Source organism: Variovorax sp. LjRoot84, from assembly GCF_964254305.1.
In the GTDB taxonomy this organism is placed as follows: Bacteria; Pseudomonadota; Gammaproteobacteria; order Burkholderiales; family Burkholderiaceae_C; genus Variovorax.
Genome location: NZ_CAXUTE020000002.1, coordinates 744,046 through 757,330, shown reverse-complemented (window position 1 = coordinate 757,330; position 13,285 = coordinate 744,046). Strand labels below are relative to the sequence as shown.

The following is a 13,285-nucleotide window of genomic DNA, read 5'->3' as shown; positions in this document are numbered from 1 at the left end:
GTTTCAGAGATGCTTAACGTTTGACATGATGGCTGGCCCAGGACCAGTCCGCTCTGAGCGCTTGCGGGCAAACTTTAGCCGACCCGCGAGCGGATGCTCTTGGCCGGATCACGCCGGAGCTCTGGGCTCGAAGTGGAGATTCAAGTTTTCAGATTTGGGCCCTGCAGGATACGTTCAAGAACAAGCCCAGTGGCGCGTTCCGGCGTCCGGTGGAGCGCATTGTTAGACGGCGCGTCGAGCGATCCGCCGCATCACAAGTTTCTCGTACACGTTGGCGGGCCACTAGCCGATCCCTCCGGCGAGGCGAGCCGATTCAGGCAAAGATTTAAGCCGGAGCATCGCCAGCACGCCGAGAGCGGGACCTGGGGCCAGGAACGCAAACACCCACCGCCATCCAAAGGCATCTGCGACTAAGGGGATCAGCCAGATCGTCACGATCGTGAGGATGAACCCAACGGCAAGCTGCAGTGTCAAAGCTGTTCCTACATAAGATTGGTCGGCAAGCTCGGTGACCATCGCCGAAAACTGCGCCGAGTCGGCCACGACGGTAAAGCCCCACACCAAGCCGACGATGAGCAGCAGCCATGGGGAAGAGCCGAACAGCAACCCGATCAGAATGCAGCAACTCCCGGATATAGCCATCATCAGCGCGGTAGTTCTGGTCCTGCCCCAGCGATCTCCAAGGATGCCGCCCACCCAACAGCCCAATGCCCCAACGGCAATGACCGCGAATGTCGCGAAGGCGGCAGCCGAGCCCACAGTCGTCCCTCGGGCTACCAGCGCCTCGGAGAAGAACAGCATGAACCACGCATACATCGCAAACAACTCCCACATGTGGCCGAAGTAGCCGAATGAAGCCAGCCGGACGCCGCGGTTGGCAAATACGCGCCATACCTGCGTGGGATCGAATGTCGCCGTCGGGAAAGGAGCGGGACCTTCCTTCACCGCGAACTCTGCAATCAAACCCCCAATCAACGTCAGAGCGGAGGTCATGTAGATCACCACGCGCCAATCCAGCCCGCCGAGCCCGTTGATGAGATGAGGCATCGCTTGTCCCAGGACAATCGCTCCGACGAGGATTCCGAGCGCGACTCCTCGGCCTCTCCGGAACCATGTGGCCATCAACTTGAGGGCTGGGGGATACACGCCCGCCAAGAAAAACCCTGTTGCGAAGCGCAGCGCGATTCCGATGTCGCCGGCGCCAGCGAGCTCCAGGAGCCCGTTCGCGGTGGCAGCACCGATCGTTCCGCCAAGGATCACATGCTTCGGCGAGACAATGTCGGAAACATTCAGGAAGCTCGAGACCAACGCGCCGCACACAAAGCCGAGTTGAACGGCGATCGTCAGCCATGCAGCGGCGTTGTTGGAAAGGTGCCACTCATGCCGCAGTTGGGGGATCACCGCCGAGGCCGAGAACCACGTTGTCATCGACAAAACGAGTGTGAGTGCGAGCAATACCAGCATCTGCCAGCGACCAGGACTCCCTTCTTCAAGGGCGTTGCAGTTCATCGTCGTGCTCCTTCGCAAAAGCGCACGATGGGGCCGATCTGCAGTGGAGTTGTCGTTGCATAGGTGCGCCGCCCAACGTTTGATATGAGCCGCAGGCGCCGGCTTGCTGGTGGCTGCCCGCTCGATGGACTCCAAGATGAATGCTACGACCGTTGCCGTCGTCGATTCAGTGAATTCGGGTTGAGAACATCCAACCCGCTCGCCACGACGCCTCGAATCGGTCATTGCCGAATGTCTTCTCCTGGGCCGACTGTAGCCGGTCGCTGCATCGGAGCTTTGGGCCCGAGGACTAAACCGCTCGCGCGGTAGTCGGCTGCGGCGGCCGGTCGTTTTTCAAGTATCGCGTCCCTGTCTATGTTGAGGCCGAGGCAATCGGCCTCGTTCTTGGACAGGAGCACGATCATGACCCCTACGACACCAGTAGTCTCTGCATTGCGCCAACGCATGCTCGACGACATGCGCATGCGCAAGCTCGGACCCAAGACGCAAGCTGCCTACGTTCGAGCGGTGCGGTATCTCGCCGGCTTCCTGCAGCGTTCCCCCGACACAGCCACCGCGGAGGATCTGCGGCGCTTCCAGTTGCACATGGTCGATCGAGGCGTCTCGCCGATCACGCTCAACGCCACCATCACCGGCTTGAAGTTCTTCTTCGACGTCACGCTCGACCGTGGCGAACTGATGGCGAGGATGAGCTACGTGCACGTGCCCCAGAAGTTGCCGGTGGTTCTGAGCCGCGACGAAGTCGCACGCCTTATTGCCGCGGCCGCCAACCTGAAGTACCAGACGGCACTGTCCATCGCCTACGGCACAGGACTGCGGGTCAGCGAGATCGTTGCACTGAAGGTCGGCGACATCGACAGCCAGCGCATGACCTTGCGCGTCGATCAAGGCAAGGGGCGCAAGGATCGCTACGCCATGCTCTCGCCCGTCCTGCTGGAACGGCTGCGCGCCTGGTGGCGATATGCGCACGCGCACGGCAAGATGCTGCCCAACGGTTGGCTGTTCCCCGGCATGAACCCCGTCGATCCCTTGACTGCCCGCCAACTCAACCGCGCCGTCCACGACGCCGCAGAGGCGGCCAAGATTGACAAGCGCGTCTCCATGCACACGCTGCGCCACTATCCCGGGTCCCTGGCAATGCCGAGTCGGACCCATCGACGCGGCGTGGTAAGGGCCAGTTGTCGAACTTCGCTCGGCATAGTTTCATCGCCAGCCACGCCCCGTGGCGCAACTGGAGATGATCGTGACTCAGACATTCGAGCATCCGCGCCCGCAGGCGCAGGAAGGGTCGCTGCTTGCGTATGCGCAGGTGTTTGCCGGGCAGATGTGCTCCCATGGATACGCGCCTGCGTCGATGAAGACGTCGATCCGGCTGGTAAAGGACTTCGTGGCTTGGCTCGATCAGCGCGGAATCGGCGGCTGCCGTGTCTCGGTCGAACATGTGGCCGAGTACCTTGGTGAGCGTTGGCTGCGTCGACGTCGAAGGCGCGGCGACACGTTTACCCTGTGCGGCTTCGTCACGTGCTGTGCGACCGATGGACGGACGGCGCAACGCGAACCGCTGTCTGAGCCGACGCCGGCTCGCCGAGCGCGACAGGAGTTCGAGCGGTATTTGCAGCGCGAGCGCGGGCTGGCCGCCGCCTCGATCCGCTTGTACGGCGATGCGGTCGGGCGTTTCCTCGAACACACCTTTGGGCAAGCGGAGGTTCGGCTGGGCGCACTCGGCGCCGCTGACATCGTTCGCTTTGTGCAGGCCGAGGCTGCCCGCTTGCAGCATCCCAAGCGTGCCAAGATCGTGACCTCGGCGCTGCGATCGTTTTTGCAGTACGGGCGCTATCGCGGCGACATCTGTGGCGACCTTCATGCCTGCGTTCCAACGGTAGCAAACTGGTCGATGACGGGGATCCCCAGGTCGATTTCGGCTGCGCAGGTGAGGCGTCTGCTTGCCAGCTGCGATCGGCACAGTGCTGTCGGTCGTCGTGACTACGCGCGACGCTGCCCCCTCAATGCAAATCTGGATGATGACCTTCATCTGCACACCTCTCGTGGAATGGCGCAGCCAAAGCGGCAAGCTTGCGATTGACGCCGCGCCGATCGAAACGGTCGGGGTGAGGCACAGGTCAGTGTGCGAACGCCCGAGTTGCCACCATAGCGATTCACGATTCGGGCGAAGCTGGTCCATGGAACGAACTCCATGAGTTGAGCGAACAAGGTCTTGCCGACGTACACGCGTGCTCCCCAGGGCTGTCAGACCCCGGAAAGTACGCGGTTCCTCGCGATCGACGTTCAAGTCGGCACCAAACAAAATCGGCCTGCGGCCCGCGCCAGTGCTTGATCTCAGGTTCGGCGCGGGTCATTTAACCGGACAGTAGTGATATCAGGGACGTGCTCACGCGCCTGCCGACACACCCGGCGCGCGACATTGATCTATTGTTGCCGCATCGATGAGCGCCGCTGGCCTGACGATCCCGACCCTCGACCACGTCAAGCACGTGTCGCTCGAGGGTCTCACCACCGGAAAGAGGGCACTTTGGGTGGCCGCCGGGGCTAAAGGAAGCGAGTCAGACTTGATTGCGTTTGAATGCTTCCTTGCGCTCGTGTCGCTCAGCGTCGAACGACTTGCTAAGCGTCGCGGAAAGTTCTTCCCTGCGCATCTCTTTCCCGCATTCCTGGCACATCGGACCCAATCCCGGATCCTTTCCGCACGGAACGTGCGTGTAGCGAATGGCCACCTCTTGCTTCCTGGACTTGCACCAAGTCTCACCCCACGCGCGAAATGCCAGAAATACGGGGTAAAACCCGATGCCCATCTCGGTGAGGTAGTACTCGTTCCGCAGCGGCCTTGTGTTGTACGGCCGGCGTTCGATCATTCCGTCTGATTCGAGTTTCTTCAGCCGACCCGCCAGCATCTGTGGCGTGGCCTGTATCTGCGCCTGAATCTCCTCGAAGCGATGGCTCCCGAGGAACAACTCGCGCAGCACCAGAACTGTCCAGCGGTCGCCGACGATCTTCTGAGCCAACGCGACCGGGCAGAGGGTGTCCTGTGCCACCGATGGCGACGCACTTCTAGCCATTTTCTTCCTCACATTTCACGTGGCTATGATAATCATAGGTATAGTTGTCGTGTTCGCGAGAGGGCCTACCAACCAGTCGCGAGCCGCGGAATCAGCTGATGCACCGCGAATAGAGGCTACTGATACAGAAAGGTTTTCAATATGTCTGAAGCTACAAAGCTAAATCTTGTCGCAATCGCCGACCGCTACGCTGCGGCATGGCTCTCGCACGATCCCCAAGCCATTGTCGCGCTACATGCGCCTGACTCGACCTTTCAGGCGCATGGTCGTAGCGGAGAGGTCAAGGGCAAGGCTGCGCTGCTCAAAGAGTTCGCCGGGGTGTTTGAGCTCTATCCCAATTTCGGCGTCGAGATACGCCGCCTTCTTCTTGGCGACAAGCACTGGACACTCGATTGGGATCTAACGTTCCAACCGCCCGGAAAAGAGCCCAGAAAGTTCCATGCGCTCGATGTCGTGGAAGTGGATGGCGCTGGACTTGTCACAAGGAAAGATACCTTCTTCGATTTTGCTCAAGTCAAAGCAGCACTCGAAGCGAATTGAGGGTAAAAACATGACGAGCGCAAAAACCTCCACCGCCGCTCCCGTGACACCGCTGTTCGATCGACCATTGATCAACGCGCTGCCGGTCGAGCATCTATGCGATCTCAGCATCGACCTGGAGCTCGGCCAGGTGATCAAGACCCATCTCGGCACCCGCTTGACCTTCGTGGTCAAGGGCGGACGCTTCGAAGGCCCCCGCTTCCGAGGCGAAATGCTGCCGGGCGGCGGCGATTGGGTCCACCTCGGTGCTGACGGGATCAGCCGCATGGATGTTCGCGCCACCTTGCGCACCCATGATGGCGTTCTCATTCACTATGACTCGCAAGGCCTCCTCAGGTACCCGGCGGATGGCCGTCAGCGTCTGGCCAAGGGCGAGCGGCTGTCCTTTGATGAAACATACATCCGTCCAACGCCTAGGTTTGAGACGTCCGACGAGCGCTACTCCTGGCTTTCCGGAATGGTCACCGTCGGCTACGGCGAATACGGCCCTGGCCGCATCGATCATCGGATGTATTGCATCCTGTGACATGACCTGCGCATAGCGCGAAGAGCAGTGCTGCGCAGGGCCCAGTCTCGAGCTTCGCTCCCGCATAGGGATAAGTCTTGGCCCATGTTAGCCGCGATGCGCGCGCTTGAGCAAGCAGCTGCAGCGTTCGCGGCCAATAAGCAGCAATACGGTCCGTATCTGATCCGGCTAATTGAGATCGAAACCGCGCTTCGGGAGAATTTTCATGCCTGACACCCAATACCTGTTGCTGTTCATCGCCACCGGCTGGCTGTTGAACCTCACGCCCGGGCCGGACGTGCTGTACATCGTCACGAATTCGCTAAGGTCCGGAACTAAGGCCGGTTTGGTGGCGGGGCTTGGCATCACAGCCGGTGGCTTTGTGCACATCTTCGCGGCCGCGCTGGGCGTGAGTGCGCTGCTGTCGACGTCCGCGACCGCCTTCGCCACGCTGAAGTGGATTGGCGCAGCGTACCTGCTGTGGGTCGGCGCCAAACTGCTGCTAGCCAGAGCACCGCGGGCTACTGCGGAGATGATCGCCCTGGCGCAGGCGCGGCCGGCCACTAGCCTGGCGGGTGTGTTCCTCGGGGGCTTCTGGACCAACGTGCTAAACCCTAAGGTGGCGATCTTTTTCCTGGCCTTTGTGCCGCAATTCATTGCACCGGATGCGCCCAACAAGGCATGGACCTTCGTGCTGTTGGGCACCCTGTTCAAACTCAACTCCCTCCCGTTCAACTGCGGCTGGGCGCTGGCTGCCGGCTGGATGGCCCACTGCGGCGCCGTGCAGCGCGGCCTGCATTGGCTGGACCGCCTGGCGGGCGTCATGTTCGCCGGATTCGGCATTAAGCTGGCCCTGACCGAAATTGCTCCTCGTTAACCGCCGTCCAAAAAAGCGTTCGAACCCAGACATCCATCTGACTCGCTTGTCCATGTGTGCACGTACCGGTTAAATGCACACATCCAAGTGTGAGCATGATCAGGCGATCCTGCTCACGCCCGCGTGATCCCGCTAGAGGGCCTTGAGGCCACGCTTACGCATCAGCAGACGTTATCGAAGGAAATGGCGCCTCGACATCGACTTAGAGTTGCATCGCGCCAAATTGAACGCCCGCTTCGGAGAAGGCTGTACAGCCGGTTAGGGCCCATTGCAGCCGCTCAGTGGACCTCAAAATCGCTTGAAAGCAACCATCGGCTGAGGCGCTCATGGGGAATGAAGATCGCCACGCCCCCCACGACGCCAACGCGATTCGCTTCCGCCACCAACCCACCTCTGGCCACTCCTACATCGCGACGTTGATGCATGCCAGGAGCCCTGGCTACCAGATGAGTTGCCTTCGGAACTCATCGAACGACCCGCACACGCGGGCACACCAGCTTTCCGAGCGCTGCCGCATGTAAACGGACCTGCAGACGTTCGTCGGGCTCCCAGGAGCCACCTTGAGCGATGAAACGCCTGGCTGCCTCGACCACCACGCCTGCCGACGGTGCCGGGCTCTGCGGCATCTGTGCCACAAAGTCCTCCACCCGCGCGAACTGCTGGAGGTTGAGCCGCTCCACATCGAGTAGACCTTCAGTGTCGAAATCGAGGATGCAAAATGTTTGGTGCACCACTTGGGCGGGCTTCCGGTCCACCACCTCGACGATCAGGTCCGCTTGGCGAACGCGCTGGCCGGCGAAGTCCGGGATCCGACAGTTGTCTTCCTTGCGCAGCATGCGCATGAAGGCGCTGCCGGCCAACGCGTGCAACGTGTCGTCATCCGAAAGCAGGAATATTCTGGAAGACAGGCCCATCTTCTTCAGCGACGCCTCGGTCGGTCGCGCAGATCCCAAAGGGTACCCTGCCAGTTCGAAGTTCGGCCTTCGACGCCGCAGTTCGGACAGATCCAGACAATGGCATTGTCACGGGCGACGATGGCTTCGACCTCGTCTTTCTTGCACTTGAAGCATTTCGGCGCGGCCGGGGCTTCTCCCGCCGCGCTCGACACATGGGCGACCAGGTCGGTGTGAAATTGCGCCATCGCGCGCGGCCCCCTTCGTTGGGCCGATAGCCCCGCGTGGATCGAGGAAGTGCCTGAGGTCGGCGATGTACATGCGTTTCGGTTGTCAGTCTGGGTGGAACGCCTTGGGGTCACTTATATAGCGCGTCCGAGGCGCAGACCACCGAGGGAGGGCCAAACGCTCACCGCGTCTTCATATAGGCCGCATACACCGACGGATGGGCGTCGCGCAGCGCCTTGCGGCGCGCAACCACGTCATGGTGCCGGCCCTGCCGCTCCAGACCGAGCATCTCCAGCAGCAGTCTCATCGCCTTTTCGGGCTCTGTGTGAAGCGATCGCTGCGCCTGACTCAACTGGCGTGACAACGCGGGCTTTTCCGTGAGGATCCAGGCGGGAAACCAGGCCAGGTCGCGCAGGTCACCATGTCCCTCGAACGTCGCATCGAAGCGCTTGCGAAGTCTCTCCAGCAACGGGTCGGCGAGCCGCTTGGTCAGCTGGTCAAATCGATCACATGACAGCCATGCGAGTTCGGCGAGCAGGCCCCACGCATCGTCGAGATCGTGCATGCGGTAGCGCGTCTCCGCCATCCATGCCACAGATGCCGGAATTCGGCGCCACGATTCGATTCGCGCCACGGCGTCGCTCGCCGCGGCCCAATCTCCGGCGCGCAGCCACAGCGCGGCGGCGTGGTCATCGCTGCGCTCAGGGCTAAATGGAAGGGGCGAGGCCCGCTGCGCCAACGCGCGCCACAGCGTGACCAACCATGCCGAACCTGAGCGCGCCCCAAAAATGCGCAGTGCTGCCGGTTCTACCACCTCGCCCAACGCACGACGCGCATGGTGCGCGGATTCGTGATCCTGGAATGGCGTCGCCGTGCGTTGCTCGAGCGCATCCACCAGCACGCAAAGCGGTGCCAGGGAGTCGTGGTCAGGAAATTCTTCGGCGAACTTGTCCCACGCTGATCTGGCGCTGACGGCTTCGCGACGCTCAAGGGCGGCCGCGACGTCGTTGCACAGCACGGTGTCGCGACTGTGATCGAAGATGTCGAGTTGCTGCGGGTGCATGGTCCCGTCCGATATGGCTGTTCCTCCCTGGAACTGTAAATCAGCCCGACGACGCCACGATCACGGCAAATTGAGAACTCCTGCCTTCAGGCACTCGACTCCCTCGCCGTGATCACCCTCCGCATCTGAGGTGACGCGGCTGCGTCTTGCGCCACCCGCGCCCAGATGAAGGCCTCGAACATTGCCGGGCGCCAGTGCTAGGCCGACTGCGAAGCTGCGAATCCTTGGGGACCAGTTCACGTGCCACCTCTAGAGCGAGGGACCGGCATCGCGCCAAAGAAAAAGCCCCATGCATTGCTGCGCGGGGCTTGAAGCGGATCCTTATGGGGATCCGAGGAGACAGGTCGATTATAGGGTAAACCCTAGAAACCTATGTGGGTGGCCTCGGAATACCCCACACGAGCCTTGTCCGCGCGCGGCGCGGCTGGACGGGAGGGGCCCTATGGCGAACCTTGAACATCGAAATGAACTTTGCCGTTGACACTGAAAACAACCCCACAACGGTGGTGTCCACGCGCATGCGCCGGCCCTGGACGATCTTGTGCTCCTGAGCGATGCCACCACGCGCCGATGGATCTGCTCGACCACGACCGGCCCCAGCGCCATGCCCAGCTTGCCCAAGGTCTTCGCCGCCGGCGCTCGCAGAAAGTTGCGCGAGTGCGGATGAGTGGATGCAAACCAAACGCGCCAAGCCGAGCTCATCTTCATTGCTCACGCTGTGGCCCAGCGAGATTCCTCTCGGGCCAAGCTCATCAGGATCGGCGCTGTCCGTTGCGCGGCGGCGTCCCGATGCCGAGCGTACTGCGCATCCATTGCGCCATCGGCCGCTCGGGTGCAAGCACTCGCCCGATGATGGCCTCGGCATCGGCAACCCGTTCTGAAAGCCGCGCCGCATCGGTCGCCAGACGACACGCCTCGATCACGTCCCCCCCGGTGACTTCGTACCCGTGGCCCGTCGAGATCCAGTGCAGCGCCGCCAGGGCCGCTTCCATGGCAAACGCCGGGCGACTGTCCACGTGATCACGCGCTGCACGCGTCAGCGTCTTCGGATCGCAGGGCGAGGCCCAGGCAAGCGACGTGGCTTGGTCGAAGAGCTTCAGGGTCTTGGCGGTCGCAAACCATTTGCCCGGCTCCCCGGGTGTGGAAGCGATGAGGTGGCCCAACAGCTTGTCCGGAGCCAGCTCCGGGTACCTCCTGGCGATCGCCCTGAACGTGGACAGGTTCGAGTTGGCCTGGTTTGCCAACAGTGCATAGCGATCGAACGCTTCGGCGCGACGGCCTGCCTTGAGCAATGCGTCTTGCGCAAACCGTGCGACCGTCTCCTCGCTGGTCGAACTCCCGGCGCGGTCCTGGACGAAGGCGATGGCTTCATCGACCTGGCCTCGTGCCACAAGCACGTGACCGCCCCAGACCAGGTACGGCCAGATCGGGTGCGGGTCCATGGCGACCAGTTCGAGCAACTCGTCGTGGCGGCCGGCCGTGAACAAGGCGCTGTAGCACACGCTGGTGCCAGAGAAGAAGGCGTAGGTGCCGGTCCTGCGACCGTCTTGGACGCGCCGCAGCGTCGGCAGCAACGTGTCGGCCCAACTCGATGCCAGCTCGGGCGTCGCGCAGAGATCGCCCCACCGATCGCCGAGGGATTCGATGTACGGCGGGTCGTCCTCCTGGATGGCGTCGAATAGCCGCTCGAGCCACTTCCCGCGAACGGAAATGCCCACCGGGGCGCCGGCAATGAGGGGCACCAGCGCCTGGACTGCCGAGTACGTCGCGCTGCCCAGCGAGCCGGACGAACTGTCCACGTAGGCCAAGGCCGGCGAGAGCTTTTCCAGCAGCACGACGGCGCCTTCGCCCGCAGCCGCCGGATCGTGCCGCGCGACCGCCCGAATCTCGGACAGCGCCTCGTTGATGCGGGAAATCGCGAGCTGGGAGCCGCGCCAACCGAAGACGCCACGGCGAAAGCGGGCGCGAAACGCCCAAGTCGTTGCTGGTGTCGCCTCGCGTTTCATCCAATGATGGCTCGACCGGGGTCGACAGCCCGCGCTGATTCCCCGGAGACGGGGGGCGCCTTTGACTTCGTGATGCGAAACGGTGGCAGTCCCGCCAGGATGTCCCGGCCGTAGCGCATCGTGACCAGCCGTGTGTCGCACACCGTGATCACCGCCCGGTCCGTCACGGTGCGTATCCCGCGGCCGGCCCACTGGGCCAGCTTCATCCCGGCGCGCGGAACGGCGATCTCGGCAAACGCGTCGCGTCCCTGGGCGCTCAGCCACTCCGCCAGCGCCTCCTCAACGGGCGAGTTCGGCGGGGTGAACGGCAGCTTGTCGATCACCACGTGCTCGCACAGCTTGCCCGGCAGGTCGATGCCTTCTCCGAAGGACTGGAGGCCGAAAATGATGCTGCGCTCGCCGCGCGCCACGCGGCGGCCGTGTTGCGCGAGCAGGTCCGTGCGCGAGCGCTCGCCCTGCACCAGGACCCGCTCGTGCAGGTCTGGCGGCAGGGCAGTATGACAGGCCAGCAACTGGCGCCTCGAGGTGAACAGCACCAGTTGCCCATGCCGGTGCTCGCGCAACAGCGTCGGCAACGTTCGGCAAAGTTCGTCCGAGAACTCCGGACCTTTGGGCGAACTGGCCATCGGCGCAATGTGCAGTTCGCCCTGCCTTGCGTAGTCGAAGGGCGAGGCCACCGCCAGGGCGCGTCGGTCGGCAAAGCGGTTCATTCCGCTCATGCGGTCGAAGAAGTCGAAGCTGCCGCAGGCGGTGAGGGTGGCCGACGTGCAGACTGCCGCGCTGACGTTTTTCCAGAGAGTGCGTGCGAGGTGCTGCGCCGCCGTCATCGGACTGGCGCACAGCATCACATCGGCGCCGGCCGCACCCGTCGCGCCCGTCATTCCTGTCACGCCTGCCGAGCCCGCTGCGGCAGGCATGTTGGTGATCGTGGTGTTGGCGCAATGCTGCAGCCACTTCGCCCAGGGCACCGTGTCGTGGGTAGCCCAGGCGCCGAAGAGTCGCTCCAATGCTTCCAGCCGGGCGAGGTACACACCCAGCTCCACCCCGGCGCGCGCCTGCTCTTCCCGTTCGGCCGACGACCGGGACTCGTCAGGCTCGGTCAGCGCGGCCGCGATGCCCGCCACCACGGCAGAGATCGAACGCAGGAGGGTGCCCAGTTGCTCGCATTCGGGGATCAAGGCCTCGGGCACCTGGCCCCGGACGAAGCGGTGGACGGGCTTGTCGGCGCTGACCAGTCGGCCCTCGGTCCACCAGTCTTCCAGGATTGCCAGCTTGTTCGTGCATTCGGTGATCGCCTCCCCCAGAGTCACGAGGTCTGGGCGGCTGGAGGCAGGCAGGTCGCGGCTGTGGCGATGGGCGACCGTGCGCAGGCCGGTGAGGAGGTTGGCGCTGGTGCCCAAGCGTGCCCGATATGAGAACTGCTCCGCGGCGATGCCCGGAAGATGGTGCGCCTCGTCGAACACGAACAGAGTGTTGCCCGGCTCGATCAGGGCGCTGTCGCTCTGCAGCGTGGCCAGGATCAGCGCGTGGTTGGCGACCTGGATCGTGGCGCTGGCGGCGCGGCGGCGGGCCCTGAAGAAGCCGCAACTCTTGAAATGCTCGCACTGGCCGCCGTTGCAGGCGCTGGCGTTGGCCTGCACCCTGCGCCAGTCCTCGGGGTCAGGGGGTTTGTCGAGGCTGTCGATGTCGCCGTCCCATTGGCCGCCGCGCAGTTTCTTGGCGACGCTCTTGTACCAGCGCATGGCCTTGCCAGTGTCACGTTCCGCGCCCTTGGCTTGCCAGCTCGTGCCAGCGAAGCCGTCCTGGAAGCCATCGCCCGGCAGGCTCTCCTGGGCCTCGTCCTTGAGGGCGCCTTCCAGACGGCTTTCGCAAAGGTAGCGCCCGCGGCCCTTCAGAAGGTCGAAGCACAGATCCGGAACGACTTGCGCCAGGCGAGGCAGGTCCTTGTGAAAAAGCTGTTCCTGCAGCGCGACCGTGGCCGTGGAGACGATGACGGTCTTCTTCAACAGTTCCGACGCCACGATGGCCGCAAGGCAGTAGGCCACCGTCTTGCCCGTGCCGGTGCCGGCCTCCAGCTGCGCCAGGTTGTTGCCTGGGCGTCGCTCGTCGTCGGGCGATCTGGCGCTGAGGAAAGTCAGCAGCGCCGCGTGCATCATCTGGTGCTGGCCGGGGCGGGCGATGAAGCCGGGCCAGGTGCGAGCGACCTCGCTGTAGAGGAACTCCAGGCGCTTGCGAGCCTTCTTGAGCAGTTCGGGCGTGATGCCCTCGGTGCTGGCGTGGGCGGGCGTATTCACGAAGGCATCCCGCTCCTGGGCAATCATACGGGTGCGCTGCGGCGCGGAAGAGGCCATGGGATCGATTATCGACATGCCGGCGACTGATTCTCGCGCCGACCGAGGGCGGCCGGTTCACTATGCGCCGGGCATAGCGCCGCACCAGGACGTCGTTGAGATCGCCCAGGTGTAGATCGATGCCCAGGTCGGTCGGGAATGCGACGCGCGTAGCCCCAAATGTAGGTTCTCTTGGCCTTGCCCGCACCGGAATCGAGCAGCGCCATCGGGCTGATCAGCACACCGTTTCACGACCCTCG

Annotated in this window: 12 protein-coding genes and 2 pseudogenes; 6 read left to right on the top strand and 8 right to left on the bottom strand. The window is 63.3% G+C overall.

The features are described from left to right. Window positions 1–282 precede the first annotated feature (282 nt). Entirely contained in the window at window positions 283–1,509 is a 1,227-nt protein-coding gene (locus ACSQ9I_RS34365; protein WP_436316463.1) for an MFS transporter, read from the bottom strand. 402 nt (window positions 1,510–1,911) lie between these two features. Here ACSQ9I_RS34365 and ACSQ9I_RS34360 point away from each other — a divergent pair. Both ACSQ9I_RS34360 and ACSQ9I_RS34355 read left to right on the top strand, forming a co-directional pair. Then, window positions 1,912–2,628: pseudogene (locus ACSQ9I_RS34360) on the top strand (tyrosine-type recombinase/integrase); the annotation flags it as partial. A gap of 235 nt (window positions 2,629–2,863) precedes the next feature. After that, entirely contained in the window at window positions 2,864–3,592 is a 729-nt protein-coding gene (locus tag ACSQ9I_RS34355) for a site-specific integrase (RefSeq protein ID WP_436316462.1), read from the top strand. Window positions 3,593–3,621: 29 nt separating this feature from the next. On the opposite strand, the pseudogene ACSQ9I_RS34350 reads toward ACSQ9I_RS34355, so the two are convergent. Continuing rightward, window positions 3,622–3,738: pseudogene (locus ACSQ9I_RS34350) on the bottom strand (DUF4372 domain-containing protein); the annotation flags it as partial. Between the two features lie 332 nt (window positions 3,739–4,070). Beyond that, a complete protein-coding gene (locus tag ACSQ9I_RS34345) occupies window positions 4,071–4,559 on the bottom strand; it encodes a winged helix-turn-helix transcriptional regulator (protein ID WP_436316461.1) in 489 nt (162 codons plus the stop codon). A gap of 165 nt (window positions 4,560–4,724) precedes the next feature. Here ACSQ9I_RS34345 and ACSQ9I_RS34340 point away from each other — a divergent pair, with 165 nt between their 5' ends. The 4 genes from ACSQ9I_RS34340 (at window position 4,725) to ACSQ9I_RS34325 (ending at window position 6,505) form a co-directional block, all read left to right on the top strand. Further along, the gene (locus ACSQ9I_RS34340; RefSeq protein WP_436316459.1) at window positions 4,725–5,123 is read left to right on the top strand and encodes a nuclear transport factor 2 family protein; all 399 of its coding nucleotides are present in this window, start codon (window positions 4,725–4,727) and stop codon (window positions 5,121–5,123) included. 10 nt (window positions 5,124–5,133) lie between these two features. Beyond that, complete coding sequence (locus ACSQ9I_RS34335; protein WP_436316458.1) at window positions 5,134–5,649, top strand: DUF3237 domain-containing protein; 516 nt, start codon at window positions 5,134–5,136, stop codon at window positions 5,647–5,649. A gap of 84 nt (window positions 5,650–5,733) precedes the next feature. After that, a complete protein-coding gene (locus tag ACSQ9I_RS34330; RefSeq protein ID WP_436316457.1) occupies window positions 5,734–5,862 on the top strand; it encodes a hypothetical protein in 129 nt (42 codons plus the stop codon). After that, on the top strand, window positions 5,855–6,505 hold the full coding sequence (locus tag ACSQ9I_RS34325; protein ID WP_436316456.1) for a LysE family translocator: 651 nt from the start codon (window positions 5,855–5,857) through the stop codon (window positions 6,503–6,505). Before ACSQ9I_RS34330 ends, ACSQ9I_RS34325 begins: the two co-directional genes overlap by 8 nt. 464 nt (window positions 6,506–6,969) lie before the next feature. Here ACSQ9I_RS34325 and ACSQ9I_RS34320 read toward each other — a convergent pair whose 3' ends face one another. The 5 genes from ACSQ9I_RS34320 to dinG form a co-directional block, all read right to left on the bottom strand. Beyond that, window positions 6,970–7,419 carry a hypothetical protein gene (locus tag ACSQ9I_RS34320; RefSeq protein WP_436316455.1) on the bottom strand — a complete coding sequence of 150 codons (450 nt, stop codon included), beginning with the start codon at window positions 7,417–7,419 and terminating at the stop codon, window positions 6,970–6,972. 5 nt (window positions 7,420–7,424) lie between these two features. Continuing rightward, complete coding sequence (locus ACSQ9I_RS34315) at window positions 7,425–7,646, bottom strand: hypothetical protein (RefSeq protein ID WP_436316454.1); 222 nt, start codon at window positions 7,644–7,646, stop codon at window positions 7,425–7,427. A 161-nt stretch (window positions 7,647–7,807) separates the two neighbouring features. Beyond that, window positions 7,808–8,689, bottom strand: a complete 882-nt coding sequence (locus ACSQ9I_RS34310) for a hypothetical protein (RefSeq protein WP_436316453.1) — start codon at window positions 8,687–8,689, stop codon at window positions 7,808–7,810. 752 nt (window positions 8,690–9,441) lie between these two features. After that, window positions 9,442–10,695, bottom strand: a complete 1,254-nt coding sequence (locus ACSQ9I_RS34305) for a hypothetical protein (protein WP_436316452.1) — start codon at window positions 10,693–10,695, stop codon at window positions 9,442–9,444. Beyond that, complete coding sequence (gene dinG / locus ACSQ9I_RS34300; protein WP_436316450.1) at window positions 10,692–12,989, bottom strand: ATP-dependent DNA helicase DinG; 2,298 nt, start codon at window positions 12,987–12,989, stop codon at window positions 10,692–10,694. The genes ACSQ9I_RS34305 and dinG overlap by 4 nt, the downstream gene beginning before the upstream one ends. Window positions 12,990–13,285: the final 296 nt, after the last annotated feature.

Coding starts and splice junctions, on each gene's coding strand:
- ACSQ9I_RS34325 (WP_436316456.1), top strand. CDS start 5,855: ATGCCTGACACCCAATACCTGTTGCTGTTCATCGCCACCGGCTGGCTG.
- ACSQ9I_RS34320 (WP_436316455.1), bottom strand. CDS start 7,419: ATGGGCCTGTCTTCCAGAATATTCCTGCTTTCGGATGACGACACGTTG.
- ACSQ9I_RS34310 (WP_436316453.1), bottom strand. CDS start 8,689: ATGCACCCGCAGCAACTCGACATCTTCGATCACAGTCGCGACACCGTG.
- ACSQ9I_RS34330 (WP_436316457.1), top strand. CDS start 5,734: ATGTTAGCCGCGATGCGCGCGCTTGAGCAAGCAGCTGCAGCGTTCGCG.
- ACSQ9I_RS34305 (WP_436316452.1), bottom strand. CDS start 10,695: ATGAAACGCGAGGCGACACCAGCAACGACTTGGGCGTTTCGCGCCCGC.
- ACSQ9I_RS34315 (WP_436316454.1), bottom strand. CDS start 7,646: ATGGCGCAATTTCACACCGACCTGGTCGCCCATGTGTCGAGCGCGGCG.
- ACSQ9I_RS34355 (WP_436316462.1), top strand. CDS start 2,864: ATGAAGACGTCGATCCGGCTGGTAAAGGACTTCGTGGCTTGGCTCGAT.
- ACSQ9I_RS34365 (WP_436316463.1), bottom strand. CDS start 1,509: ATGAACTGCAACGCCCTTGAAGAAGGGAGTCCTGGTCGCTGGCAGATG.
- ACSQ9I_RS34340 (WP_436316459.1), top strand. CDS start 4,725: ATGTCTGAAGCTACAAAGCTAAATCTTGTCGCAATCGCCGACCGCTAC.
- ACSQ9I_RS34335 (WP_436316458.1), top strand. CDS start 5,134: ATGACGAGCGCAAAAACCTCCACCGCCGCTCCCGTGACACCGCTGTTC.